Origin of the sequence: Candidatus Pedobacter colombiensis, assembly GCA_029202485.1 — a bacterium.
GTDB lineage: Bacteria > Bacteroidota > Bacteroidia > Sphingobacteriales > Sphingobacteriaceae > Pedobacter > Pedobacter colombiensis.
The window spans coordinates 515,075-538,736 of sequence record CP119313.1; the positions used below are offsets into that span (position 1 = coordinate 515,075).

A 23,662-nucleotide genomic window follows, 5' to 3' on the forward strand; every position below is an offset into this window, starting at 1 on the left:
CAAGATAAATTGATTTTTAAATTTGAAAACCATTCTTTGATGAAATTATCATATACATTTATACTCCTGGCATTTTGCACCTTTGCCGTGCAGGCGCAAAAGCCGGTTAAGGTAGCAGCACAAAAATCTGTCGTTCCGTCCTTTACCAAAATAAAGGGTACCATAATAGATATACAAACTAAAAAAACTTTAAGTAAAATCAGTATTAGTTTAAAGGATATCCGGACAACTACTGCGGAGACTAACGTCAATGGTGAGTTCGAAATAAAAGTACCCTCCCTTTATGCCGTGCTTGTGGTATCTTATCCAGGCTACCAAACCAAAGAAGTCCCCCTAATTGGTAAAAGGGAAATTAACGTGGCCCTGGTAAAAGACGGAATTAACTTAGGTGAGTCTGTGGTGAACCTGCCATATTTTTCGCAGAGTGAGAATAGCTTAAATGGGGCTTATGCGGTGGTGGCGACCACACAAGACAAGACCGCCGAGAACAGATCTGTATTTCAAATGCTGCAGGGAACTGTAGCGGGGTTACAGTCTACTTCTTTTTCCGGTGTGCCAGATGAGGGTGTTTTGTTTGATATTCGTGGTATCCATTCTTTATATGCCACCAACAATCCTTTACTGGTGGTAGATGGATTTCCAATTGTAAAAACCTTATATGAAAGCGCCATCATAAAAGGCAATATTTATAATTTTTTAGCCGATATAAACGTAAAGGATATTGAATCTATAACCATCTTGAAAGATGCTGCTGCGGTAGGAGTTTATGGATCGCGTGCATCAAATGGTGCTATTGTTATTCAAACCAGAAGTGGAACAAGTGGAAAAACCTTTCTTGATTTTAATGGTCAGTTAAGTGTAGCGGAAAGGTTTAAAGAAATTCCGGTAATGGATGCGTCGTCTTACAGGAATTACCTTTCTGATAGACTTTATGGGCAGGGGTATGACGAAGCGACAATTAGCCAGAAATACCCATTCTTTACAAATACAAATACCCAAACCTCAGAATATTGGAGATATGCCAACAATACAGATTGGCAAAAAGAGATTAGCAGAGTGGCGTTGGCTCAGGATTATCACCTGGGTTTGAGAGGAGGAGATGGTACCTCTCAGTACTTATTTAGTATTGGCTATAAAGATCAGGAAGGTACAATCCGGGGTACAGATGTAAGTCGTATCAATACACGGTTTAATCTTGATTTTAAGTTGCTTAAGAAATTAAGTGTAGGTACACGTGTGTATTATTCACGAACGAATAAAAATCTGATGGATCAAGGAGTAGAGGAAAGAACAAACCCTTTGTACCTCAGCCTGGTGAAATCTCCTATCCTTGCCCCATATAGGAAAAATAATGAAGGGGTAAATTTGGCGGCCTATGATTCAGGAACTTTTGATGGATTGAGTAATCCGCTTGCAGTAACCAATCTGGCTTCAAATCAGATGAACACCAACTGGTTGTTGGGTAATGTATTTCTTAATTATGATTTCAATTCAGCTTTCAAGACTAAAGTCAATATGGGGCTGGATTGGAAAAATATAGATGTTAACCGTTTTCTTCCTTCAGCAGGGATTGTCTTGAGTAAGGAAGGATACATTCGTTCATCAGAGCAGCAGTTAGCTAAAGAAACTAATATTTGGGTAGAACATACGCTGACCTATGAAAAGAGCTTTAATTATATTCATCATTTAAGAGCTTATGGAGGCTATAATCTGCAAAATACAAAGCTGAATAGCTATTACGGTTATACCGTGAACTCACCTTCAGATGATTTTACAGGTTTAAAAGATGGTACCAAAGTGAAACTTGGTGGGGAGGGAATGACAATTCACAATATGTCGGCATTTGGAAATGTGGATTATGAATTTAAAAATAAACTGACTTTTACAGCCGGGGCCAGATTGGATGGATCTTCGAGGTTTGGTAAAAACGCAGATGTAGGTCTAAGGATCTTCTCTTCTCCAACAGCTGTAATGCCTTATGGCGGAATTGCCTGGAAAATCAGTTCCGAACCATGGATGCAAAACCTTAAAGCTGTGGATGAATTAAAACTTCGCGTCTCGGCAGGAGTTACCGCCAATCAGGATATTGATCCGCGGCTTAGTCAGTCATTGTATGAAGCAAGGTATTATGTGAATGGGCCGGGATTAATTCCATCAAATCTTTCCAATAACACCATTAAATGGGAAACAAATTACAATTACAACGCCGGTTTTGATCTCAGTTTATTAAGTAGAACGATACGTTTAAAGTTTGATTATTTCCAAAATAAAACAACAGATCTGTTAACCCCGGTTGCACTTGATGGTGCCAGCGGATCAACGTTTTATTGGACCAATGGCGGTAGTCTCAGAAATAATGGGGTTGAAGCCGGCATTGATGTAACAGGCCATGCAGGTAAGGTAAACTGGAATTTTGGATTTAATATCGCTACGAATAAAAATAGAATCACCAGTCTGCCAAATGGGAAACCTTTAATCAGCGGCTATTATGGCTATAAATCAATTGCTATGGTTGGCAAGCCTGCGGGGCTTTTTTACGGATATAAATCATTAGGTGTATTTACCAATCAGACTGATGCAGCTGCGGCAAATTTAATAGGGGATAAGGGTCAGAAATTTAAGGCTGGAGATTTTCATTATGACGATTTAAACAAGGATGGATATATTAGCGAAGCGGATATGCAGGTGATAGGAGATCCTAATCCCGATTTTTATGGGGGAGCAACAGCGGGGGTATCTTATAAAAACTTCGACTTGAATGCTGTTTTCTCTTATTCTTATGGCAATGATGTCATGAATGTGTTGAGGTCTAAGTTGGAGGTCGCCAAAGGATATGAGAATCAATCAATAGCTGTACTTACCGCCTGGAAGGAGAATGGGGATCAGACCAATATCCCTAAGTCGCAATATGGTGATCCGATGAATAACAGTCGTCCTTCTTCAAATTGGGTCGAGGACGGTTCTTATTTCAAATTGAGAACATTAACATTGGCTTATAATATTAACAGAAAGCTCTCATTCATTAGAAATGCAAAGGTTTATTTAAGTGCATACAATGTTTTCACCGTTACCAACTACCTGGGGTGGGACCCGGAGGTGCGCACCGGAACAAGCGTATTTACCAATGGATATGATTTTGGAAATGTTCCGCAATCCAGGACATTTTTGTTAGGCATCAAATTAGGATTATAATATTAAAACTATGAAAAAAATGAGGGTTATATATGTTGTTTTTGCCATAATGCTGCTGGCATCTTCTTCCTGCAAAAACTACCTTGACGTGGCACCTGAGGGAAAAGTAGCGACCAAAGATAACTTTACTTCTAAGGATGATGCCGTTGCTGCGATAAACGGCCTTTATGGTTTGATGCAGGATGTAGTTGATCAAATCTGGTTGATGGGAGAAGCCCAGGGAGATTTAGTTGTTCCGGCGAGGGGTGCTGATAAGTATCTCTACGATGTTTCGACGCATCAGGTTACACCCGAAAATCCTTATGCAGATTATACGAAATTTTATAGGTTGGTTAATGCCTGCAATGGTGCAATTGCGGGTTTAAGAAAGCTAAACGTTACTGTTCAAAACTATGGTGAGGATGCAATGAAAGCAGACATTAGTGAGGTGATTGCCATTCGCTCCTGGGCATATTTTCAATTGGTGAAGATTTGGGGGGATGTACCCTACACAGAAAATTTTGTGAGCACGTTTGATCAGGTAACCAATATTGCACCACTAAAAGGCAATGAGATTCTTAAAAAGTTGACGAAAGATCTGGAAGGTGCTGTAAACACAGGGTTGTTTGTTACCGCTTTAGGAGGAACAGCAGAAACAGAGCGGTTTAACTACTATTCTATCCGGTACATGATGGCAGAGATGTACCTGAATACAGGTGAATACCAAAAGGCCTACGAGATACTGTCGACATTTGTCCCTTTTAATTATATGAACGGTCAGACTTTTAGGATGGATACTTATGTAAAGGCCGATTGGATTACTCAGTTTGCAACAAATGTGGTAACAGGTGCCCAGGTAAAATCGTGGGTGCAATGCATAAAATTTGATGTGAACCGCAATCAGACGCATCATATTATGCAATGGACAAATAATCAAGGAAACGGGATTTATGCATTTAAGCCAAGTGTAAATGCCATACAAAACTGGAGTAAACAGGAAGGCACTTTAGATGTACTTACCGGTGCCGGACTGCCGGCAAAAAATGGAGTTGATGGTGATATCTGGCGTGCCAATGGGCGCTCATTTTTGATAGACGGGAGAGATACGCTTATCTATAAATATCTAATTAAAGACAATTTGGGAACACGTAAAGACTCATATAAAGATGACATGTCGTTTATTTTAGCTCGCGACGGGCATACCGCACTTTTAATGGCCGAGATATTAAATAGGTTAGGCCGCTCTGAAGAAGCATTATTACTGATTAATGGTTCGGTAACGGCTTATATGGGGGTAAGGTTTCGCGTAAGGGTAATGCCTAAACTAATTGTCGACCGTACTGCCAACATTGCAGCTCAGGTTGATGATATTATTTTAGATGAATGGGCTCTGGAAACTGCCTTTGAAGGAAATAGGTGGTTTGACATGGTTCGCATGGCAAAAAACAGTGGCAATAGCGCATTGCTGGCCAACCGAATAGCTTTAAAATATCCTTTGGCTCAAAGAAATGCAATCAGGCAAAGATTATCTAATCCAACCTATTGGTACTTGCCATATTACCAAAGAAATGTGGATGCAAATAAACTACTTATCCAAAAACCTTATTAATCATGATGAAACCGATGAACAAAATAATATATGTATGGGCACTGGCTGCTGCAATTGGTTATTCATCTTGTAAGCAGCAGGATGAAAGACCAGAGAATTTGATAAAACCAGTATTGGATTATACAGTGGCTAAGTCAGCTGATGTGGTAGGTAGTACAACCATTGCAGTAGGTCCGGAAAAAGAGTATGAGCAATCAAGTAAAGTAGTTTTTAAGTTTAATCTGCATGCGAATGACAACCTTAAAAAGTTTACCGTAACGACAAGTTCTTTAAATAGATCTTTACAATCCGGTGTGGTAAAAACCATACCTGAAAATGCACTTGATGCTATGGGTAATTTTACGATTGCGGTAAAAGATGTGACCATTTATTATGCTTATTACATTATTGATCAGGATGTAGCAGGTATACCCATTACCTTAACTTTTGATGCACTTGATCAAAAGAATGCAGAAACGATTAAGCAAAATATCATCAGGCCAATAAAGAAAGGTAGTACAAATGGAAAGATTTTTAATGTATGGTCTGTACGAACTGGAGAGCAGTCGTGTTTTGATATAACACCGGGAAGTGTTAACTCTACTTTAACCAATATCTTCATGCCATTACTATCGACTACTAAAAGATTAGGTTATTTTTTTTCACTGGATGTGCTTCCGAAGCTGGGGGATATCGATTTGATTGCTTACCACTCCGGGACAACTTACATCTATGTATCGCCAACGGATCAGCTAGTTACTGATGAAGTAAAATTTGCAGCATTTAAAGGTAACAGCGCATTGCAGAAAATTCAGTTTAAAAAACTAACACTTACTTCTGATGATTTTGATCAGATTACACATGATAATGAGCTATCTTCATTTATTCAGAATTCGGTATCAAATCCTACTAAAACAGCTGCTCTTGTAAATGGAGATGTATATGCCTTTCTTCGTGCAGATGGAACCGGAGGAATATTTAAAGTTTCAAATATCAAGGTCCAATCGCAAAGTTTTGCAGATCTAGTCATCAAATACCAAAACCGACAATAACCAATTATGAATATCTATAAGACAATTTTTCTTCAACTTAGCATTTTATTTTTTTGCAGCCCACTCTTTTCTAAAACCGTTATTATTACAAAGTTTGGTGCTAAGGGTGACGGTGTCACGATCAATACGAAGGCGATACAAAAAGCAATTGATGCCTGTACCCAAGAGGGGGGCACTGTCATTATTCCTGCAGGTTCCTTTTTAAGCGGGACATTATATTTGAAGAGTAATGTGACCCTTTTTTTGGAAAAAGGGGCGACGATATTTGGTAGTACAAAGCCCGAAGACTATCCTGCAAATTCACCAACATCGGTGGTATGTGGAGATACACATAGCGGTAACGGAAAATCAAAAGCAAACAGGGCTTTGATTTATGCAGAATCCCAGCAGAATATTGCCATTGCAGGTGAAGGAACCATAAATGGCAATGGGGGCGATCCTGTTTATCAGAAAGGTGATAATGGATCTGACAGACCAAAACTCTTGTTCTTTATTTCTTGTAATAATGTGGCCGTAAAGGATGTTTTCTTGACAAATTCAGCTTTCTGGATGCAGGATTACCTGGGCTGTGATGGTGTAATTATACATGGAATTAGGGTCCTTAATCATTCCAACTGGAACCAGGATGGGATTGATATTGACAGTAAAAATGTAGTGATCTCGGATTGTATCATCGATAGTGATGATGATGGAATTTGCCTGAAAAGCTACATTGATGATAAGGTCGTTGAAAATGTAACGATTACCAACTGCGTAATTTCTACAAACTGTAATGCTATCAAATTTGGCACCCCGGGAGTTGGAGGATTTAAGAACATCACCATCAGCAACTGTAGTGTTAATGCAAGTAAATTCAGCAATTTCAGAAACTGGACAAAACGTTATAAAAACATTACTGCCGATCCATCCATGGTATCGGGTATATCGCTTGAATGTGCAGATGGTGGAGCGGTAGAAAACATCATGATCAACAACATTACGATGAAGGGTACACAAACTCCAATTTTTGTTAAAATAAGTAACCGTCAAAGCCTGAATAAAGATCAAGCTAAAAAAGGCAGTATGCGCAATGTAATGATCAGTAATATTATTGCAGAAGTACACAGTGGCAGAACAAGCTCTATTACCGCTTATCCAGGTACTTATGTAGAGAATGTGAAATTACATCACATGATATTTGATGTAGTAAGCACTGCAACACGCGAAGGAGCAGATCAACCGGTAAAAGAGAATGAAGGTGGTTATCCGTCTACACATATGTTGGGCGAGGTTTCGCCGGCAAATGGTTTTTATGTGCGCCATGTTAAAGGAATAACTATAGAAGATGTGCAAATTAACTTGTTTGGAAATGATACCAGGTATCCAATTGTGTTTGACGATACTGAATATGGTACTGTAAAAGGTGTTTCTGTTAAAAATAAGGAAGGCAAAATCCGTTGGATAAATGCCGATGACGCACAAATTATCAAGAGTAATGAAATCTATTTTGAAAACAATCGCCGTTAATAATATGAAGAACTTTAAAGCCTGTTTTACGATATGCCTGCTTCTATTTTGCAGCATTTTAAAAGTCAATGCCCAGGAATACAACATCATTAGTTTTGGCGCAAAACCAGATGGTGTAACTAAATGCACTGCCGCTATTCAAAAGGCAATTGACGAATGTAGTAAAAATGGGGGTGGTATTGTCATTGTCCCTTCAGGTAAATATTTGTCAGGAACTGTGTATTTGAAAAGTAATGTAGAGCTTCATCTAAACAGGAATGCAATGATTTCGGGTAGCCTTTTGAAGGCTGATTATACTGCCCGAAGTTTAGTGATGTGTGACGCTGTAGAAAATGTTTCTATTACAGGCGAGGGTATGATTAATGGGAATGGAGAAAATGAGGTATTTCAGGAGTCTAACAAAGACCGGGTGCGTCCACATGTATTGTGGCTACGCAATTCAAAGAATGTAACGGTAAAAGATGTTACCTTGAAAAACGCTGCCTTTTGGGCGTTCCGTATTTTGGGTAGCGAAGAAGTGATTGTGAATGGTGTGCGGATATACAACCATGGTGCAACCAATAACGATGGATTAGACATTGATGGGAAGAATATTGTAGTCTCCAACTGCATTATTGATTCGGAAGATGATGCCTTGTGTTTTAAAAGTGACCGGGAATTACCTTGCGAAAATGTAGTCGTTTCCAATTGTGTGATTGCTTCAGATTGTAATCCTATCAAAATGGGAACAGCTGCAACAGGAGGGTTCAAAAATATTGCAATCAGTAATTGCATCATTCGTAAAGCTTCGGAAAGCAGCCCAAGTCAGAAATGGAAAACTAAGGTGAATGCCAGTTCAGACTCGCTTGGTATTTCCGGTATTGCACTTGAAGTGGTTGATGGCGGGACAATGGATCAGGTAACGATCACTAACATTAGCATGAAAGATATACAAACGCCTATTTTCATCAGATTGGGTAATCGCAAGGGAATAAAAAGTACGGTGAAAAATATCATCATCAGCAATATAGTAGCCACAACAGAGAGCTATTTACCAAGCTCAATAACTGGTATAGCCGGGAACTATGTCGAGAATGTAATCCTTCGAGATATTTTAATTCATGCAAGAGGTTTGGGTACGATTGAACATGCAAATGCTCCCGTTCCTGAAAAGGACAACGGATATCCCGAAAACAGGATGTTTGGCATTACGCTCCCTGCTTATGGGTTGTATGTTCGACACGTGAAAAATCTTACCATGAATAATATACAGGTTAAACTGCTAAATCCTGATGCCCGGCCGGCCATGATTTTTGAAGATGTAGATAACCTAACCTTAAATCAGTTTCAGTTGGATATTCCGGAAAAGAACCAATCTATGCTGTGGTTAAAACAAGTGACCAATGCAACTTTTTCCGGTTATAATTCTGCTAAACCATTGCAATTGTTTGCAAAAATAGAGGGGGATCGCACAGATGCGATTAGATTTATAAATAATAACTTTAGCAATGTAAAGTCTGTTTTTAATGCTGAAAAAGAGGTAAATCAAAAAAATATTCTAAAATTATCAAATTACTAACTGGTTAAGCTTAATCAATTATGCAATATAAAAGTATTTACCGTTCAACGTGTTTACTACTTTCGACGTTCACGATAGTTATCTGGGGGGCTGCTGCTTTAAAAGCTCAAAGCCCTGGTGTTTTACCCTATGTTCAGCCTATGGTTGGGACTTCGAATAGCACCACTATCGCAGCCTTAAAGCATGGGGAAGGTACCGAACAGCTTGCTAATACCATTCCTGCAGTTGGTGTTCCTTTTGGAATGACGCAGTGGACTCCACAGACGCAACGTACAGAACAAAAATGCCTTGCTCCTTACTATTATAAGGATAGTAAATTGTCTGGGTTTAGAGGGACACATTGGCTAAGCGGCAGTTGTACACAAGACTATGGCAGTTTTACCATTATGCCCATTACTGGTGGGCTAAAAACCAAAGCGGATGACTATATGACTCCTTATTCACACGAACAGGAAGTTTCGACTGCAAATTATTATCGTATAAAACTGGATCATTATCAGGTAACTGCCGAATTTACAGCCCTTGCCAGAAGTAGCATGATGCAGTTTACGATGAACAAAGCAGATAGTCTATATATTCTGGTTACCCCAAATAGCGATAAGCGCAAAGGTTATGTTAAGGTAGACCAGCAAAGACAGGAGATTGTTGGCTATAATCCTGCTCATCGTATCTATCAGGGACTTGGTAAACCAGCAGGCTTTAGCGGCTATTTTGTAATCCGGGTAGAGAAAGCATTTACCGCAAAAGGTACATTTAGCGAAGAGAAGGTTTACCTGACGGATAGTATAATGAACCAAAAGGATCTGGGTGCATTTATTGGTTTTAATCTAAAGTCGGGTGAGCAGATCAAACTACGCATTGGAACTTCTTTTACAAGTATCGCGCAGGCACGTAAAAATCTGGATGCTGAAATTCCTGCCTGGAATTTTGAAGTCGTAAAAAAACAGGCTGAAGGAATTTGGGAGAAAGCATTGCAAAAAATAAGCGTCCAGGGAAAGGACGCAAAGCAAAAGCGAATTTTTTATACAGCCTTATATCATAGTATGCAGCATCCGCGTCTTTTTAACGATGTTGATGGTACTTATCCCAAATTTGCGCACCAATATGAAAACGCAAAGCTGGAACAGGGTAATTATTACGATGATTTCTCTATGTGGGACATTTACCGTGCTCAGCTGCCTTTATTAGAAATTATTCAACCAAAACTGGTAAACAGCATGGTTAATTCCATTGTATTAAAAGGCCAGCAAGGTAAATGGTTGCCTATATTCCCTTGTTGGAATAGTTATACCGGAGCTATGATTGGCGACCATGCTACGGCTTTTATTGCTTCTGCTTATCTTAAAGGAATTAAAAATTATGATGTAAATGCAGCATATAGCCTCATGCGTCAGAATGCTTTTGATTCACCATCGCAGACGGATTATGTTGATGGTAAAGGAAGGCGTGCCTTGCCATCATATTTAAAATATGGTTATGTGCCTCTTGAAGATCCTGTGTTGGAGGCATTTCATAAAGGAGAACAAGTGTCCCGGACGTTGGAATATGCTTTTGATGACTATGCATTAGCCTGTGTTGCCAAAGATTTAAATAAAACGGCTGACTATAATGCATTGATTAAGCGGGCGCAGAACTATAAAAATGTATTTGACCCTGCACTTGGTTTCATGAATGGGAAATCTGAAAAAGGGACTTGGTATACACCTTTTGATGCGGATAAAAAGCTTTCTTTCATTACAGAAGGTACGTCGCGCCAATATTCATTGTACGTGCCACAAGATGTACCTGGTTTGGCAAAATTAATGGGTGGCACAAAGCAGTTGGAAACAGCTTTGGATAATCTGTTTAGCAAAGGAGAATATTGGCATGGAAATGAACCGGGACATCAAATCCCTTTTATGTACAACTATACGTCTTCTCCATGGAAAACGCAACGGGAAGTTAGGCGTATCTTATTTGAGGAATATACTGAAGGACCTGGAGGATTGAGTGGAAATGATGATACTGGTCAGATGTCGGCCTGGTATGTATTTGGTGCTGTCGGTTTATACCCTGTTGATCCGGTATCTGGACAGTATATTTTAAGTGCACCTCTGTTTGATAATATTCGAATCAATCTGGGCGGAAATAAAGCGCTGGAAATTGCGACCTATAACAACAGCCCAGAAAACAAATACATTAGTAAAGTGAAGCTAAATGGACAGAGCTATACCAAAGGCTATATTGCTCATAAAGAATTGATGAAAGGTGGAAAACTAGAAATTTATCTTCAAAATATTCCAAATAAAGATTGGGCTTCAAAGGCTGTCGACAGACCTTCCGGGATTAGTGCTTATTAACAAGAAATCTTATTTTTTTCAGATTTTTGGCGGGGCTTTTTCTGCCCGGATAGTACACCTTACTATGGTTTTACTGCTCCTCGTCTACGCATGATGTTTCAATTGGATTTTCTCGAACGAGGTCCGAAGCAGAGACGAACCAGACCCGGCGTAAGAACGGCTATGTTATTAAGCGCGGTACTGTGGTTCTGCAGGCCACATTTCGTTCTTAAAAGAAATTTGAAAAGTTTTTTTTGCGGAGCTTTTGCCGCTTGGAACCTAAATGTAGCAAAAATAAAACTGGAATGAGCATTAAGCATAAAAAAAGAGGTTGTGTCATCATTATCGATGACACAACCTCTTCAAAATATTTGTTTCTAAATTACTTTACAGCGTATTTAAAGTCCTTACCAATAAATCTGGCAGCAGAACCTAATTCTTCTTCAATACGTAACAATTGATTGTATTTTGCAATCCTGTCTGAACGTGAAGCCGAACCTGTTTTAATTTGACCACAGTTTAATGCTACAGCTAAATCAGCGATAGTAACATCTTCAGTTTCACCCGAACGGTGAGACATTACCGAAGTATAACCATTGGTTTGTGCCAAAGAAACTGCATTGATCGTCTCTGTTAAAGAACCAATCTGGTTTACTTTTACAAGAATAGAGTTTGCAGTGTCGCTATCGATACCTGTTTGTAGTCTCTTAACATTGGTTACAAACAAATCATCACCTACCAACTGAACTCGGTCGCCGATTTTCTCAGTTAAAAGTTTCCAGCCAGCCCAGTCGTCTTCGCCCATTCCATCTTCAATAGAGATGATAGGATATTTTTCAGTTAATGAAGCTAAATATTCAGCTTGTTCAGCACTTGTGCGAATAGCTCCTTTATCACCTTCAAATTTAGTATAATCGTATTTGCCGTCTTTGTAAAACTCAGAAGCAGCGCAGTCAAATGCTAAAGCGATTTGTTTACCTGGCGTGTAACCAGCTTTTTCAATTGCTTTCAAAATAGTTTCTACAGCATCTTCAGTGCCTTCAAAAGTTGGAGCAAATCCACCTTCATCACCTACAGCAGTAGAAAGACCTCTGTCGTGTAAAATCGCTTTTAAGTTATGGAATACTTCTGTTCCCCATCTTAATGCTTCAGAGAATGAAGAAGCGCCTACAGGCATAATCATAAATTCCTGGAAAGCAATAGGAGCATCAGAGTGAGAACCACCGTTTACGATGTTCATCATCGGGATAGGTAGCGTATTGGCATTAACACCGCCGATGTAACGGTATAAAGGCTGACGGCTTTCTTGTGCAGCAGCTTTAGCTACGGCTAAAGAAACACCCAAAATAGCATTGGCACCTAAGTTACCTTTGTTTTCTGTTCCGTCTAATTTAATCATTAAGTTATCGATGGCATTTTGCTCAAATACATCAACACCTCTTAATTCACCTGCAATCTTATCATTTACGTTGGCAACAGCTTTTAAAACGCCTTTACCCATGTATACAGATTTATCATTGTCACGAAGCTCTACTGCTTCGTGCATACCTGTTGAAGCACCTGATGGTACTGCTGCACGACCAAGAACACCATTTTCTGTCATTACGTCTACTTCAATTGTAGGATTGCCACGGGAGTCAAGTATTTGCCGTGCATGAACATCGATTATTAAACTCATTTTATTAGTTGGTTTTTATTAGTAAATCTGCCTTAGTGTAAAAAGTACAATTACTAAGACAATATCCAAAGTTATAATAAATTTTAAATTATCAGCAAAAAAGGCCGTAATTACTTACGGCCCTTTATTTTAATGCTTTTATGAAGGATTATTTTGTTTCCGGAGATGAAGCAAAGAAGGCTTTATAAACTATCCCGGCTAAAATTGCACCTACAATTGGAGCAAACCAGAATAGCCAAAGCTGGCTTAATGCCTCACCACCAACAAATAATGCCTGACTCGTACTTCTGGCAGGGTTTACAGAAGTATTGGTCACCGGGATACTGATCAGGTGGATTAAGGTTAAACATAAACCAATCGCTAATCCTGCAAAGCCTTTTGGTGATTTATTGTCTGTAGCGCCAAGAATAACCAGCAAAAAGATAAAGGTCATTACAATTTCGCAAACCATAGCTGCACCCATACTGTACTTGCCCGGAGAGTGATCACCATAACCATTACTGGCAAAACTACCAATAGCACTTCCATTACCCGTAGCAATGACATACAGAATAGATGCTGCGGCTATACCGCCTAAAACTTGTGATACAATATAGCCAATAAGGTCTTTGACATCCATCCGGCCGGCAATCCAACACCCAACTGAAACGGCTGGGTTTAAGTGTGCGCCGGAAATGTGTCCTATAGCATAAGCCATCGTGACTACCGTTAGTCCAAATGCAAGAGCAACACCTAAAAAGCCAATGCCGGCACCCGGATAATTACAGGCCAAAACGGCGCTCCCGCAACCGCCTAATACTAACCAAAATGTTCCAATAAATTCTGCTGCTAGTTTTTTCATAAGTAGTTTATTTTCAGTGTTTTTGTTTACAATGAATTTAACTACAAATGTTTAATATTCCTATAGGGAAATTATATGCTCAGGAGGGGTTTACTCCCACTTAAACACCTTAACAGCAACGGCATATATGCCAATTCCCCAAATGATCATGATCAAAATCTGGTGTTTTACATCCCATAGACCGGCACCTTCAAATGCCACCTTTCTCATAGCATCATTTAGGTAGGTTAGGGGTAAAGCATGACTGATTGGCTGAAGCCAGGAAGGAAACGCTTCGATAGAGAAAAAGGTTCCCGACAATAAAAATTGAGGTAAGGTTATGATGTTGGAAATAGGAGGGATGGTGCTTTCGCTTTTAGCGATGCCTGATACGACAAAGCCGAAACCCATAAATACTATAAGTCCTATAACCGATAACAAAAGCATATTTAAGACGGTAATTATACCGTGTATCAACGTAAAATGGAAGCAGAAATGGCCAATAAGGATGATGAAAACGGCGCCCAATAAGGCAAAGCCTATCCTGGCAAGACACTCTCCAAAAACAATACTTGATCTTTTAACAGGTGTAGCAAAAAAACGTTTGATCACCAGATTTTGACGCAAACTGAAAAATACGAATGCCGTACCAAATACTCCTGTGCTAAGCAGTGAAAAGCCCAATTGACCAGGTAAAATAAAGTCAATGGTACGATAAATTCTACCTTGTAGCGTACTTTCATAAAGCTCGGCAACAGTAGGTTTTACATCTTTGGCATTTAGCGTGTAAAGTAAATTGTTGAGCACAGATTTAAGTATGCTGCCCTTATCAATAGATGCTGAGGTATATTCAACATTTGCTAAATAAGCGGGAGTGCCAGCCTCATTCTTTTTTACGTTAATCAGGGCATCAATATTCCCTTTTTCCAGACCTTTTCTGATGTCTGCCGTATCTTTATCTTTAATCAGGTTGATTACGGGAGCATGCTCCAATGCTTGTATGATTGGATTTTGCAGATCAGAATCCGGCGCAACCGCGAGCTTAACTTTTACACCCCCATTGCCTAGAAAACCAAAAACAAGGATAAATATTAAAGGAAAAGCAAGTGTAAAAACAACTGCAGACGGACTCCGCATAATTGAACGGAAGCTTGCTTTGGCAAGTGCCAGTGTAGCTTTGGTATTGTTGTAGGGTTTGCCCATGTTTATCTTAATTATCTTCCCGCCATTCCTTACCGGTCAGGTTAATGAAAACGTCTTCGAGGTTGGCCTTTTTAACTTCTTTTTTTCTTTCGAATCCACTATTTACCAGGTTGTCTATCAGATTATCCGGCGTATCAAGCGCAATGATCTCTCCACGTTCTACAAAAGCAACGCGGTCACATAATTGTTCCGCTTCGTCCATGTAATGCGTAGTGATCACCACTGTCGTTCCATTATTTCTAATATCGATGATCAGGTCCCATAAATTGCGACGTGCCTGGGGATCCAAGCCCGTAGTTGGTTCATCCAAAAAGATTATTTTTGGAGCATTAATTAAAGTCGTCGCTATAGAAAAACGTTGCTTCTGACCACCGGAAAGTGCTTTGTATTTTGCTTTTGCTTTATCCTGAAGGTTTACTTTTTCAAGCATTTCCATCGGTTTAATGTCTACTCCATATAAACCTGAAAAAAGCTCCATTAGCTCAATCAGGTTCAGGTTTGGATAATAGCCTGCAGCTTGCAATTGTACGCCAATAATTCTTTTGATCTTATTGGCGTCTTTATCTACAGAATAGCCATCTACCAGAATTTCTCCTGAAGTTTTTTCGCGAAGTGTTTCAATAATCTCTAAGGTGGTGGTTTTTCCGGCACCGTTAGGACCTAAAAGGCCAAAGATTTCATTTTCATACACATCAAAGCTAATGCCTTGAACCGCTGTGAAATCTTCATATTTTTTCACCAGGTCCTTTACACTGATAATGGCGTTTTTAGTTGACATTACCAGGCCAGTTCACCTTTAATCATTTCGATGAAATCATCGAACAAGTAACGCGAATCGTGAGGACCTGGAGAAGATTCAGGGTGATATTGCACCGAGAATGCTTTCTTTCCTTTTACACGGATACCTTCAATAGACTGGTCGTTTAAGTTAATATGGGTGATTTCAACTTTATCAGATTTTTTAACCTCTTCAGGAATTACACCAAAACCATGGTTCTGAGAAGTTACTTCGCAGTGGTTTTTAATGATGTTTTTAACCGGATGGTTTAAGCCCCTGTGACCGTTAAACATTTTCATGGTTCGGATGCCATTAGCTTCTGCAAGTAATTGATGACCCAGGCAAATACCAAACATAGGTTTTTCTGCAGCTAAAACTTTTTTAACGGTTTCAATAGCGTAAGGCATTGCCGAAGGATCGCCGGGACCATTGGAGATGAAATAACCATCAGCGCCCCATTTATCCATTTCTTCGAAAGTAGTTTTTGCAGGGAATACCTGTACATAAGCATCTCTGTGCTCAAAGTTGCGAAGGATATTCTTTTTAATACCAAGATCTAAGGCTGCTATTTTATAAGTAGCATCAGGAGAACCATAGAAATATGGCGTTTTAGTTGATACCTGAGAAGAAAGCTCAAGACCATCCATAGATGGTACTTCTGCTAATTTCTTTTTCAATTCTTCTAAATCAGTGATTTCAGAAGAAATAATGGCATTCATAGCACCTTTATGTCTGATGTGACGTACCAGGGCTCGAGTATCAATGTCTGAAATACCTACAATGTTTTCATTTTGAAAATAATCCTGAATAGACTCTGAAGCCTCTTTACGGCTAAAACCGATGTTGTAGTTTTTACAAACCAGTCCGGCAATTTTGATGCTGTCAGATTCGATCTCTTCTTTATGTATTCCGTAATTTCCAATGTGCGCATTGGTTGTTACCATGATCTGACCGAAATAAGATGGATCTGTAAAAATCTCTTGATATCCTGTCATTCCGGTGTTAAAACAAATCTCGCCGGTGGTTGTACCTATTTTTCCAGCAGCTTTGCCATAGTATACGGTTCCATCAGCCAATAACAAGATCGCAGGTAACTTGGTGTAGTTAGTCATGGTAATTATAATGAGAAATTATGGGTGTAAAAAAAAGGAAAAATGAGGATTTAGGCTCGGTTTTTACACCGAATATGTCTTTAACAAATGTGCTGTTAATTAAGCCCTTCATTTCGGGGTACAAAGATAGGGTTTTGCAGGTTTTATTCAAGGTTTTTTTTGAGATTTCGTAAATCTAGCTGCATACGAGCGGGGAATAGCCTTTCAGAATATCCCGATAGACTATTACTTTGGAATGTTTACAGGCACTTTCATAAGTGGAGGAGAAAAGCAGAATGTCACAAAAACAATAAAAATCCCTTTATTCCGAATGTAAAACCTAATTTTGCTTTAACAAAACTATAAAAGCATGTCGGTAAATAAAGAAGTAAGACGAATAACGACTCATATATTACAGGAAATGAAACAACGTGGAGAAAAGATCTCTATGTTAACTGCTTACGATTATTCAATGGCAACCATTCTGGATGATGCAGGATTGGATGTATTGCTAGTTGGCGATTCGGCTTCCAATGTTATGGCTGGTCACGAAACTACGCTTCCTATTACGTTAGATCAGATGATCTATCACGCACAGTCGGTAGTTAGAGGTGCTGCTCGTGCTTTTGTAGTGGTTGATTTGCCTTTTGGTTCTTACCAGGGTAATTCAAAAGAAGCCTTAAACTCTGCTATTCGCATCATGAAAGAATCGGGTGCACATGGCGTGAAACTGGAAGGTGGAACTGAAATCGTAGATTCTGTAAAGCGCATCATTACAGCCGGTATTCCTGTAATGGGTCACCTGGGACTTACGCCTCAATCTATATATAAATTTGGGACTTACACAGTAAGGGCAAAAGATGAAGCTGAAGCTGAAAAATTAAGAACTGATTCCCTGGCTTTACAGGAAGCTGGATGTTTTGCTATAGTGCTGGAAAAAATTCCGGCCAAATTAGGTAAAGAAGTGTCAGAGAGTTTACATATTCCAACTATTGGAATCGGTGGTGGCCCTGATTGTGATGGACAGGTTTTGGTAATCAACGATATGATTGGTTTAACTAAAGGATTTAAACCCCGCTTTTTACGTCAGTATCTGAATTTATATGATGGGATTAAAGAAGCTGCACAATCCTATATCAGAGATGTTAAGGGGAATGATTTTCCAAACGAAAAGGAACAATATTAATGCCTGTAACTGATAAAGACATTCTTTACGAAGACAATCACCTTATTGCCGTAATGAAGCGTGCCGGGGATATTGTACAAGTTGACGAAACCGGTGATGAACCATTAGATGAACAGGTTAAAAAGTATCTGGCAGCAAAGTATAATAAACCCAATAGTGCATTTTTAGGTGTAGTACATCGCCTGGATAGACCAGTGAGCGGTGTAATCCTGTTTGCTAAAACAAGCAAGGCACTGGAAAGGATGAATGCAATGTTTAAAAACCGGGAGGTTAAAAAAACTTACTGGGCAGTGGTACGCAATAAACCTGCAAAGTCATCCGGTACCTTGGTTCATTGGTTGATTAAAAACCCACAAAAAAACGTTGTTACTCCTTATAATACAGAGGTGCCGGGCAGTCAGCGTTCCGAATTAAGCTATAAGCTTATTGGTGAGTTAAACGGCTATTATTTAATAGAAGTTGATCCACTAACAGGGAGGTCACATCAAATCAGAGTACAGCTGTCTACATTAGGCTGTCCAATTGTGGGTGATAATAAATATGGCTATCCCCGTGGTAGTCGCAAAGGGAGTATTTGTCTACATGCACGCAGACTTCAATTTATTCACCCGGTTAAAAAAGAACCAATAAATATCTTCGCGAAGTTGCCTGTTGATGGCTTCTGGGAAAAATTTGAGGGATTTTAATTAATCCCTTTTTTATTGCAGGTTTTTCTAATGTCAAGATGATTGACAATTAAGCGTATAAGACACACTTATTTCATTAGGCCATTGTTTAATTTTAGTTTCATTAACACAAGTGTAAATGAAACTAATTTCTGCCAAAAAAATATTGTTAGTAGCTGTACTTTTTATGAGTTGTTACAGTTCTTTCGTAATTGCTCAGGAAGTAAATTCTGCAGTTATTTTAACGCCTAAAGCAAAGCCAGAACCCCGAATAAACGGGCCTAAAGTATTTGGCGTTCGCCCGAAGCATCCTATTTTATTCACTATACCTGCTTCCGGTAACAGGCCTATGGTTTTTTCTGCAAGTCAATTGCCTAAAGGTGTTAAGGTTGACTCTAAGACAGGACAGATTTCGGGATCAATTGCTAAAGCAGGTAGTTATGTCATCAGCATTGAAGCTTCAAACTCTCTCGGCAAAGCTAAACGGGATTTAAAAATAGTAGTTGGAGAAGAGATTGCGCTTACCCCTCCAATGGGATGGAACCATTATAACATATACGGTACGAGGATTACTCAGGAACAGGTATTAACGCAAGCAAAGGCTATGGCGGAGACAGGCTTAATTAACTACGGCTGGTCTTATATGAATATCGATGATGGTTGGCAAGGGAAAAGAGGAGGGAAGTATCATGCTATTCTTCCGGATAGTAGCCGTTTCCCGGATATGCAGCAACTGGTAAATCAGGTACATAACCTCGGTCTTAAAATCGGTACTTATTCTACACCATGGATTGAGTCGTATGGACATCGTATTGGTGGTTCTGCTATGAACCCCGAAGGAACATTTGAGCGGACAAAGGAAAATGTGACACGTAACAAGAAACTATTGCCTTATGCAATTGGAACATACCATTTTTGGGATAATGATGCTAAACAATTTGCCGATTGGGGCTTTGATTATTTAAAGTACGATTGGAATCCGATAGAATTAACCGAGACAAAATCGATGTATGATGCGCTCAGAAAAAGCGGGCGTGATGTTGTGTATAGTTTATCCAACAGCACCCCGTTTGAAACTATTGCCGACTTGTCGAAAGTTTCAAATGCATGGCGGACAGGCGGTGATATTAAAGACAACTGGAAAAGTTTAAAGAGCAGAATCTTTACGCAAGACAAATGGGCAAAATATGCCCGTCCTGGTCATTGGAATGATCCTGATATGATGATCGTGGGAGTTGTAGGTTGGAATACTCCGGAAAAGTGGCCTTCAAAATTAACTCCTGATGAGCAGTACACACACATGAGTGCCTGGTGCCTAATGTCTGTGCCATTATTGTTGGGTAATGATATTTCTAAACTGGATGATTTTACATTGGGCTTACTCACAAATGATGAAGTAAATGCCGTAAATCAGGACCCATTGGGGAAACAAGCAACTGTAATCACAAAAGACGGAGATGTTGGTGTAATGGCAAAAAATATGGAGGATGGCAGTAAAGCAGTAGGGTTGTTTAATCTTGCTGATAATGGGACTCAAAAGATGGTGTTAAAGTGGTCGGATTTGGGTATTAAAGGGAAGTATGTTGTGCGCGACTTATGGCGCCAAAAGAACCTTGGAACTTTTGATCAGGAATTTTCTGCCGATGTGGCTCAACATGGTGTAGTAATGGTTCAATTATTTCCTGTTAAGTAAGGAGAATGATTAGGTTGTTGTTAGTCGCATTTATGGCAACAGTTGTTGTTGGATGCAAAAGGGATGGTTCGAAGGTGGAAAAAATCAGCGATAACCTGATAGGGAAATGGTCCGTTCAATCCAACAGTATTATTTATTTTGATCAGTCAGGGCAAAAAGAATACGAAGAAATCTTAAATACTACCAGTTTGGCTACTAATGTCAGTTTTGTGAAGGGCTCAAAAGCTAAAATCGAAACCCAAGATTCTGCAGTAGTTGATACACCCTATGATTTGGCGGAAGAGGATAGCTTAATTTATATGAAATTGAATGATGCCGAAATATTTAACGCTAATGTATGGAAGTTAACAGATGTAACGGGGAGTGAGATGACCTGGAAGGCGAATTTCACCAACATTAAATATGAAGATAAGGATACCGGAGAAATTCTGGAGGCTCCTAAAGCCGAATTAACCCTCAAATTTAATAAGCAATGATGAACAAAGAATCCTCAGATCAGCTGTCCCGCCGTGCTTGGTTAGGTAAAGTATCAGTCCCTGCCTTAACCGTAGCGGGTGTTGCAATGATTAGTGCTAAAGTACCTGGCGTTGAACCCAACAAATTCAATATATATAATGTAATGGATTACGGCGCAAAAGGTGATGGGAAAACATTGGATACATTGGCTATACAAGCAGCAATTGATGCCTGCAGTATGGCTAAAGGAGGGACAGTATTGATTCCTGCCGGAGTTTTTTTGTCAGGTACACTGCAGCTCAAATCAGATGTGACATTTCATTTGTCGGCCGGAGGGAAATTGTTGGGCAGTCCTAAAAGAGAAGATTATACTGCAGGAAAAGGTGTGCCATCTGGCAATGGGAATATCGTTTTTCTATATGCGGTAAACGCAGAAAGATTAAGTATTGAAGGGAAAGGTACAGTAGATGGTAATGGTTTGGCCTTTTACACAGGTAAAGGAGACAATACCGGGCCAGGTCAGAAAGGAGTGGATGGCAACTTTGACCGTCCGCATCTTTTCATTTTCTATCAATGTAGCGAACTTCGTCTTCATGAAGTTTTTTTACAAGCCAGCGCCTATCATTGTATCCGGTTATTGCAATGCAAACAAGTTTATATTGATGGGGTAAGAATTTATAACCGTGTAAATAAAAATAATGATGGTTTTCATTTTAATAGCTGTCAGTATGTGCATATTACAAATTGTGACGTGCAATGTCAGGATGATGCCTGTGCATTATTTGGTAGTAACCGGTTTGTAACCATTACAAACTGTAGCTTTAGTACACGATGGTCTATATTTCGTTTTGGAGGGGGCGACTCTCAAAATATAGCGATTTCCAATTGCCTTATTTATGATACTTATGGTTGCCCGATAAAGATTAGTGCCGGAAAAGCGAGTATAGAGAATTTTTCATTCTCGAATATCATCATGAAGAATGTGACAGGACCCATTGGCATTGGTTTTAGCGGAGGCGAAAAATCCTTTATCCGGAATATTTCATTTAATGGCATCAGGGCTTCGGTCGTTGCTTTACCAGTTCCACATCCTGATATTCATTTTGATCTTCATACCTGGGAAGGTGAAAAAAACTCCTGCATTACTTTAAATGCCATGGGCGATCATTATCTTGAAAATATCAGTTTTACCGATGTTCATGTAAAATATGCCGGAGGTGGTACTGAAGCCCAGGCCGGTAAAAGAGATATACCAAAAGTAGCTGCAGAGTATTTTGGGGTATGGGATATTGCTCCCGGTGGCCCTCCGGCTTATGGCTTGTATGCACGGAATGTAAAAGGATTAACCCTTCAGAACGTACGTTTTGAATTTGAAGCTGATGATGCCCGTCCGGCAATCGTTTTGGATAATGTAAAGGATGCGGCAATAAACGGTTTAAGCGTGCAAGGTAGCATGAGCGCAGAGTCGTTGTTAAGAGTTGTAAACTCGAAAGATCTGTTGTTTACTGCAACCCGATCTTTAACACCTTGCCAGACCTTATTAAGCTTAGAAGGGGCATCAAATGAAGGAATTATGATTGATGGCGGTGATTTAAGGAAGGCAAAAAAACAGGTGATTTATAGAGCAGGAGCCAATGAGAAGGCATTAAAAATAAGAGGATAAAGACCTCTATTTACAGGCTGTTTTCGTAAATACCATTGAATCATCGAATTTTAGGGCAGAGTGGTCTTTAAAAACCATTTTGCCATTCTTTTCCATTACTTCACCGGTACCTTCGTACATGTTGCCATCTGCTTTTTTTACAAAAGCAACCTCTCTCACCGATTTCATTCCTTCGGAATTGAAGGTGTATTCAGCAATAATGGTATCACCCTTTATTTGACCTGTAATCTCACCCTTGTTGCTATCTTTTTCAAATAATTTATAGTTGAGTTCTCCAATGAGGTTCTGACCATCAATATTTATTTTAAGCGTTGCAGTATCTCTGTTTTTGATGTGCACATAACAATCGCTAGTGCTTATTGCAAGGTCAGTAGGCGGATTGGTAGCCGCGATTTTTTCGTTGTCAGCAGGCTGCTTATTTTTATTTTCACTGTTACAGGCTGCCATGATCAATGAAAAGGCTACCATTATTAGAATTGTTGATTTCATAATAAAACGTTATCGGGTTATAACAAGTCAATAGGTTAGTTGTTTCCTAAAATACTTTTTTGGCTGATAAATAGTACCAAAGCATCATGAAAGCCTTGTCATTTGATCTGGTTTTTTATGTATTTTTGGCTGCCTTAAATAATGGAAATCAAAGCATCATGTATCAGCAGTTTGAACAACTTTTTCGTGAGCATTATCAAACGTTGTGTTTTTATGCCAATATCGTTACCAAGGATATGGAGGTTGCTGAAGACATCGTACAGGATGTTTTTGTAAAATGCTGGGCTGCTGTCAAGACAGATAGTCTGGAAATTCAGCAAGAGCATTATTTATATCGTTCTGTAAAAAATGCGGCCCTGAATCATATAAAATCTCAAAAGGTAAGGAAGATTTATGCTGATAAATATGGAGCTACTTATACTGAAGCTGAGGAAATCAGTGACTCACTTATAGCAACAGAAACCAGAGAAAGGATTATGAATGCAATAGATGAACTACCGCCGCAATGCAGAAAAGTATTTATGTTATGTGTGCTTGAAGATAAAAGCTATAAAGAAGCCGCAGAGGAGCTCTCTATCTCTGTAAATACCGTTAAAACCCAGATGACCAAAGCCTTTTCTACACTCAGACCAAAGTTAAAAGATCTGACATTCCTGGTTTTCTTCTTGTAAAAGAGGTGTTTAGGGAATAAAAATAAATAATTCAGTTTAACATCACCCTTTTTTTCTCTTGGGATGTCATGTTGTT

At 39.3% G+C, this 23,662-nt stretch carries 18 protein-coding genes; 12 read left to right on the plus strand and 6 right to left on the minus strand.

Translation table 11 applies throughout. The features are described from left to right. Window positions 1-39: 39 nt before the first annotated feature. The 6 genes from P0Y49_02210 to P0Y49_02235 are packed head-to-tail and all read left to right on the plus strand — an operon-like array spanning window position 40 to window position 11,214. Window positions 40-3,192, plus strand: coding sequence for a SusC/RagA family TonB-linked outer membrane protein (locus P0Y49_02210; protein WEK19966.1), 3,153 nt, complete (start codon window positions 40-42; stop codon window positions 3,190-3,192). 19 nt (window positions 3,193-3,211) lie between these two features. After that, window positions 3,212-4,780 (plus strand): RagB/SusD family nutrient uptake outer membrane protein, encoded by a 1,569-nt coding sequence (locus P0Y49_02215; protein WEK19967.1) that lies wholly within the window; start codon window positions 3,212-3,214, stop codon window positions 4,778-4,780. Between the two features lie 14 nt (window positions 4,781-4,794). Further along, window positions 4,795-5,811 (plus strand): hypothetical protein, encoded by a 1,017-nt coding sequence (locus tag P0Y49_02220; protein WEK19968.1) that lies wholly within the window; start codon window positions 4,795-4,797, stop codon window positions 5,809-5,811. A 6-nt stretch (window positions 5,812-5,817) separates the two neighbouring features. Then, window positions 5,818-7,317, plus strand: a complete 1,500-nt coding sequence (locus P0Y49_02225) for a glycosyl hydrolase family 28 protein (protein ID WEK19969.1) — start codon at window positions 5,818-5,820, stop codon at window positions 7,315-7,317. A 4-nt stretch (window positions 7,318-7,321) separates the two neighbouring features. Next, a complete protein-coding gene (locus tag P0Y49_02230) occupies window positions 7,322-8,875 on the plus strand; it encodes a glycosyl hydrolase family 28 protein (protein WEK19970.1) in 1,554 nt (517 codons plus the stop codon). Window positions 8,876-8,895: 20 nt separating this feature from the next. Further along, the gene (locus P0Y49_02235) at window positions 8,896-11,214 is read left to right on the plus strand and encodes a GH92 family glycosyl hydrolase (protein ID WEK19971.1); all 2,319 of its coding nucleotides are present in this window, start codon (window positions 8,896-8,898) and stop codon (window positions 11,212-11,214) included. A 361-nt stretch (window positions 11,215-11,575) separates the two neighbouring features. On the opposite strand, the gene eno is transcribed toward P0Y49_02235, so the two are convergent. From eno to carA, 5 genes are all read right to left on the minus strand, one after another. Beyond that, window positions 11,576-12,871, minus strand: coding sequence for a phosphopyruvate hydratase (eno, locus tag P0Y49_02240; GenBank protein ID WEK19972.1), 1,296 nt, complete (start codon window positions 12,869-12,871; stop codon window positions 11,576-11,578). Between the two features lie 148 nt (window positions 12,872-13,019). Beyond that, on the minus strand, window positions 13,020-13,712 hold the full coding sequence (gene aqpZ / locus P0Y49_02245; protein WEK19973.1) for an aquaporin Z: 693 nt from the start codon (window positions 13,710-13,712) through the stop codon (window positions 13,020-13,022). A gap of 90 nt (window positions 13,713-13,802) precedes the next feature. After that, on the minus strand, window positions 13,803-14,894 hold the full coding sequence (locus P0Y49_02250; GenBank protein ID WEK19974.1) for an ABC transporter permease: 1,092 nt from the start codon (window positions 14,892-14,894) through the stop codon (window positions 13,803-13,805). A gap of 7 nt (window positions 14,895-14,901) precedes the next feature. After that, window positions 14,902-15,672 carry an ABC transporter ATP-binding protein gene (locus P0Y49_02255; GenBank protein WEK19975.1) on the minus strand — a complete coding sequence of 257 codons (771 nt, stop codon included), beginning with the start codon at window positions 15,670-15,672 and terminating at the stop codon, window positions 14,902-14,904. Further along, window positions 15,672-16,784: a glutamine-hydrolyzing carbamoyl-phosphate synthase small subunit gene (carA, locus tag P0Y49_02260; GenBank protein ID WEK19976.1), complete on the minus strand. Its 1,113-nt coding sequence runs from the start codon at window positions 16,782-16,784 to the stop codon at window positions 15,672-15,674. The genes P0Y49_02255 and carA overlap by 1 nt, the downstream gene beginning before the upstream one ends. 349 nt (window positions 16,785-17,133) lie before the next feature. Between carA and panB the strand changes: the two genes are divergently transcribed. From panB to P0Y49_02285, 5 genes are all read left to right on the plus strand, one after another. Further along, the gene (gene panB / locus P0Y49_02265) at window positions 17,134-17,949 is read left to right on the plus strand and encodes a 3-methyl-2-oxobutanoate hydroxymethyltransferase (protein WEK19977.1); all 816 of its coding nucleotides are present in this window, start codon (window positions 17,134-17,136) and stop codon (window positions 17,947-17,949) included. Next, a complete protein-coding gene (locus tag P0Y49_02270; GenBank protein WEK19978.1) occupies window positions 17,949-18,635 on the plus strand; it encodes an RluA family pseudouridine synthase in 687 nt (228 codons plus the stop codon). The genes panB and P0Y49_02270 overlap by 1 nt, the downstream gene beginning before the upstream one ends. A 118-nt stretch (window positions 18,636-18,753) precedes the next feature. Next, complete coding sequence (locus P0Y49_02275; protein ID WEK19979.1) at window positions 18,754-20,307, plus strand: putative Ig domain-containing protein; 1,554 nt, start codon at window positions 18,754-18,756, stop codon at window positions 20,305-20,307. A 5-nt stretch (window positions 20,308-20,312) separates the two neighbouring features. Then, complete coding sequence (locus P0Y49_02280; GenBank protein ID WEK19980.1) at window positions 20,313-20,783, plus strand: hypothetical protein; 471 nt, start codon at window positions 20,313-20,315, stop codon at window positions 20,781-20,783. Further along, window positions 20,780-22,426, plus strand: coding sequence for a glycosyl hydrolase family 28 protein (locus tag P0Y49_02285; GenBank protein ID WEK19981.1), 1,647 nt, complete (start codon window positions 20,780-20,782; stop codon window positions 22,424-22,426). Before P0Y49_02280 ends, P0Y49_02285 begins: the two co-directional genes overlap by 4 nt. A gap of 6 nt (window positions 22,427-22,432) precedes the next feature. On the opposite strand, the gene P0Y49_02290 is transcribed toward P0Y49_02285, so the two are convergent. After that, window positions 22,433-22,915, minus strand: coding sequence for a hypothetical protein (locus tag P0Y49_02290; protein WEK19982.1), 483 nt, complete (start codon window positions 22,913-22,915; stop codon window positions 22,433-22,435). Between the two features lie 86 nt (window positions 22,916-23,001). Here P0Y49_02290 and P0Y49_02295 point away from each other — a divergent pair, with 86 nt between their 5' ends. After that, the gene (locus P0Y49_02295; protein WEK19983.1) at window positions 23,002-23,586 is read left to right on the plus strand and encodes an RNA polymerase sigma-70 factor; all 585 of its coding nucleotides are present in this window, start codon (window positions 23,002-23,004) and stop codon (window positions 23,584-23,586) included. Window positions 23,587-23,662 lie beyond the last annotated feature (76 nt).

Bases quoted from the DNA above. Each gene is read 5' to 3' on its own strand.
- P0Y49_02210 (WEK19966.1), top strand. From the start codon at position 40: ATGAAATTATCATATACATTTATACTCCTGGCATTTTGCACCTTTGCC.
- P0Y49_02215 (WEK19967.1), top strand. From the start codon at position 3,212: ATGAGGGTTATATATGTTGTTTTTGCCATAATGCTGCTGGCATCTTCT.
- P0Y49_02220 (WEK19968.1), top strand. From the start codon at position 4,795: ATGAACAAAATAATATATGTATGGGCACTGGCTGCTGCAATTGGTTAT.
- P0Y49_02225 (WEK19969.1), top strand. From the start codon at position 5,818: ATGAATATCTATAAGACAATTTTTCTTCAACTTAGCATTTTATTTTTT.
- P0Y49_02230 (WEK19970.1), top strand. From the start codon at position 7,322: ATGAAGAACTTTAAAGCCTGTTTTACGATATGCCTGCTTCTATTTTGC.
- P0Y49_02235 (WEK19971.1), top strand. From the start codon at position 8,896: ATGCAATATAAAAGTATTTACCGTTCAACGTGTTTACTACTTTCGACG.
- eno (WEK19972.1), bottom strand. From the start codon at position 12,871: ATGAGTTTAATAATCGATGTTCATGCACGGCAAATACTTGACTCCCGT.
- aqpZ (WEK19973.1), bottom strand. From the start codon at position 13,712: ATGAAAAAACTAGCAGCAGAATTTATTGGAACATTTTGGTTAGTATTA.
- P0Y49_02250 (WEK19974.1), bottom strand. From the start codon at position 14,894: ATGGGCAAACCCTACAACAATACCAAAGCTACACTGGCACTTGCCAAA.
- P0Y49_02255 (WEK19975.1), bottom strand. From the start codon at position 15,672: ATGTCAACTAAAAACGCCATTATCAGTGTAAAGGACCTGGTGAAAAAA.
- carA (WEK19976.1), bottom strand. From the start codon at position 16,784: ATGACTAACTACACCAAGTTACCTGCGATCTTGTTATTGGCTGATGGA.
- panB (WEK19977.1), top strand. From the start codon at position 17,134: ATGTCGGTAAATAAAGAAGTAAGACGAATAACGACTCATATATTACAG.
- P0Y49_02270 (WEK19978.1), top strand. From the start codon at position 17,949: ATGCCTGTAACTGATAAAGACATTCTTTACGAAGACAATCACCTTATT.
- P0Y49_02275 (WEK19979.1), top strand. From the start codon at position 18,754: ATGAAACTAATTTCTGCCAAAAAAATATTGTTAGTAGCTGTACTTTTT.
- P0Y49_02280 (WEK19980.1), top strand. From the start codon at position 20,313: ATGATTAGGTTGTTGTTAGTCGCATTTATGGCAACAGTTGTTGTTGGA.
- P0Y49_02285 (WEK19981.1), top strand. From the start codon at position 20,780: ATGATGAACAAAGAATCCTCAGATCAGCTGTCCCGCCGTGCTTGGTTA.
- P0Y49_02290 (WEK19982.1), bottom strand. From the start codon at position 22,915: ATGAAATCAACAATTCTAATAATGGTAGCCTTTTCATTGATCATGGCA.
- P0Y49_02295 (WEK19983.1), top strand. From the start codon at position 23,002: ATGAAAGCCTTGTCATTTGATCTGGTTTTTTATGTATTTTTGGCTGCC.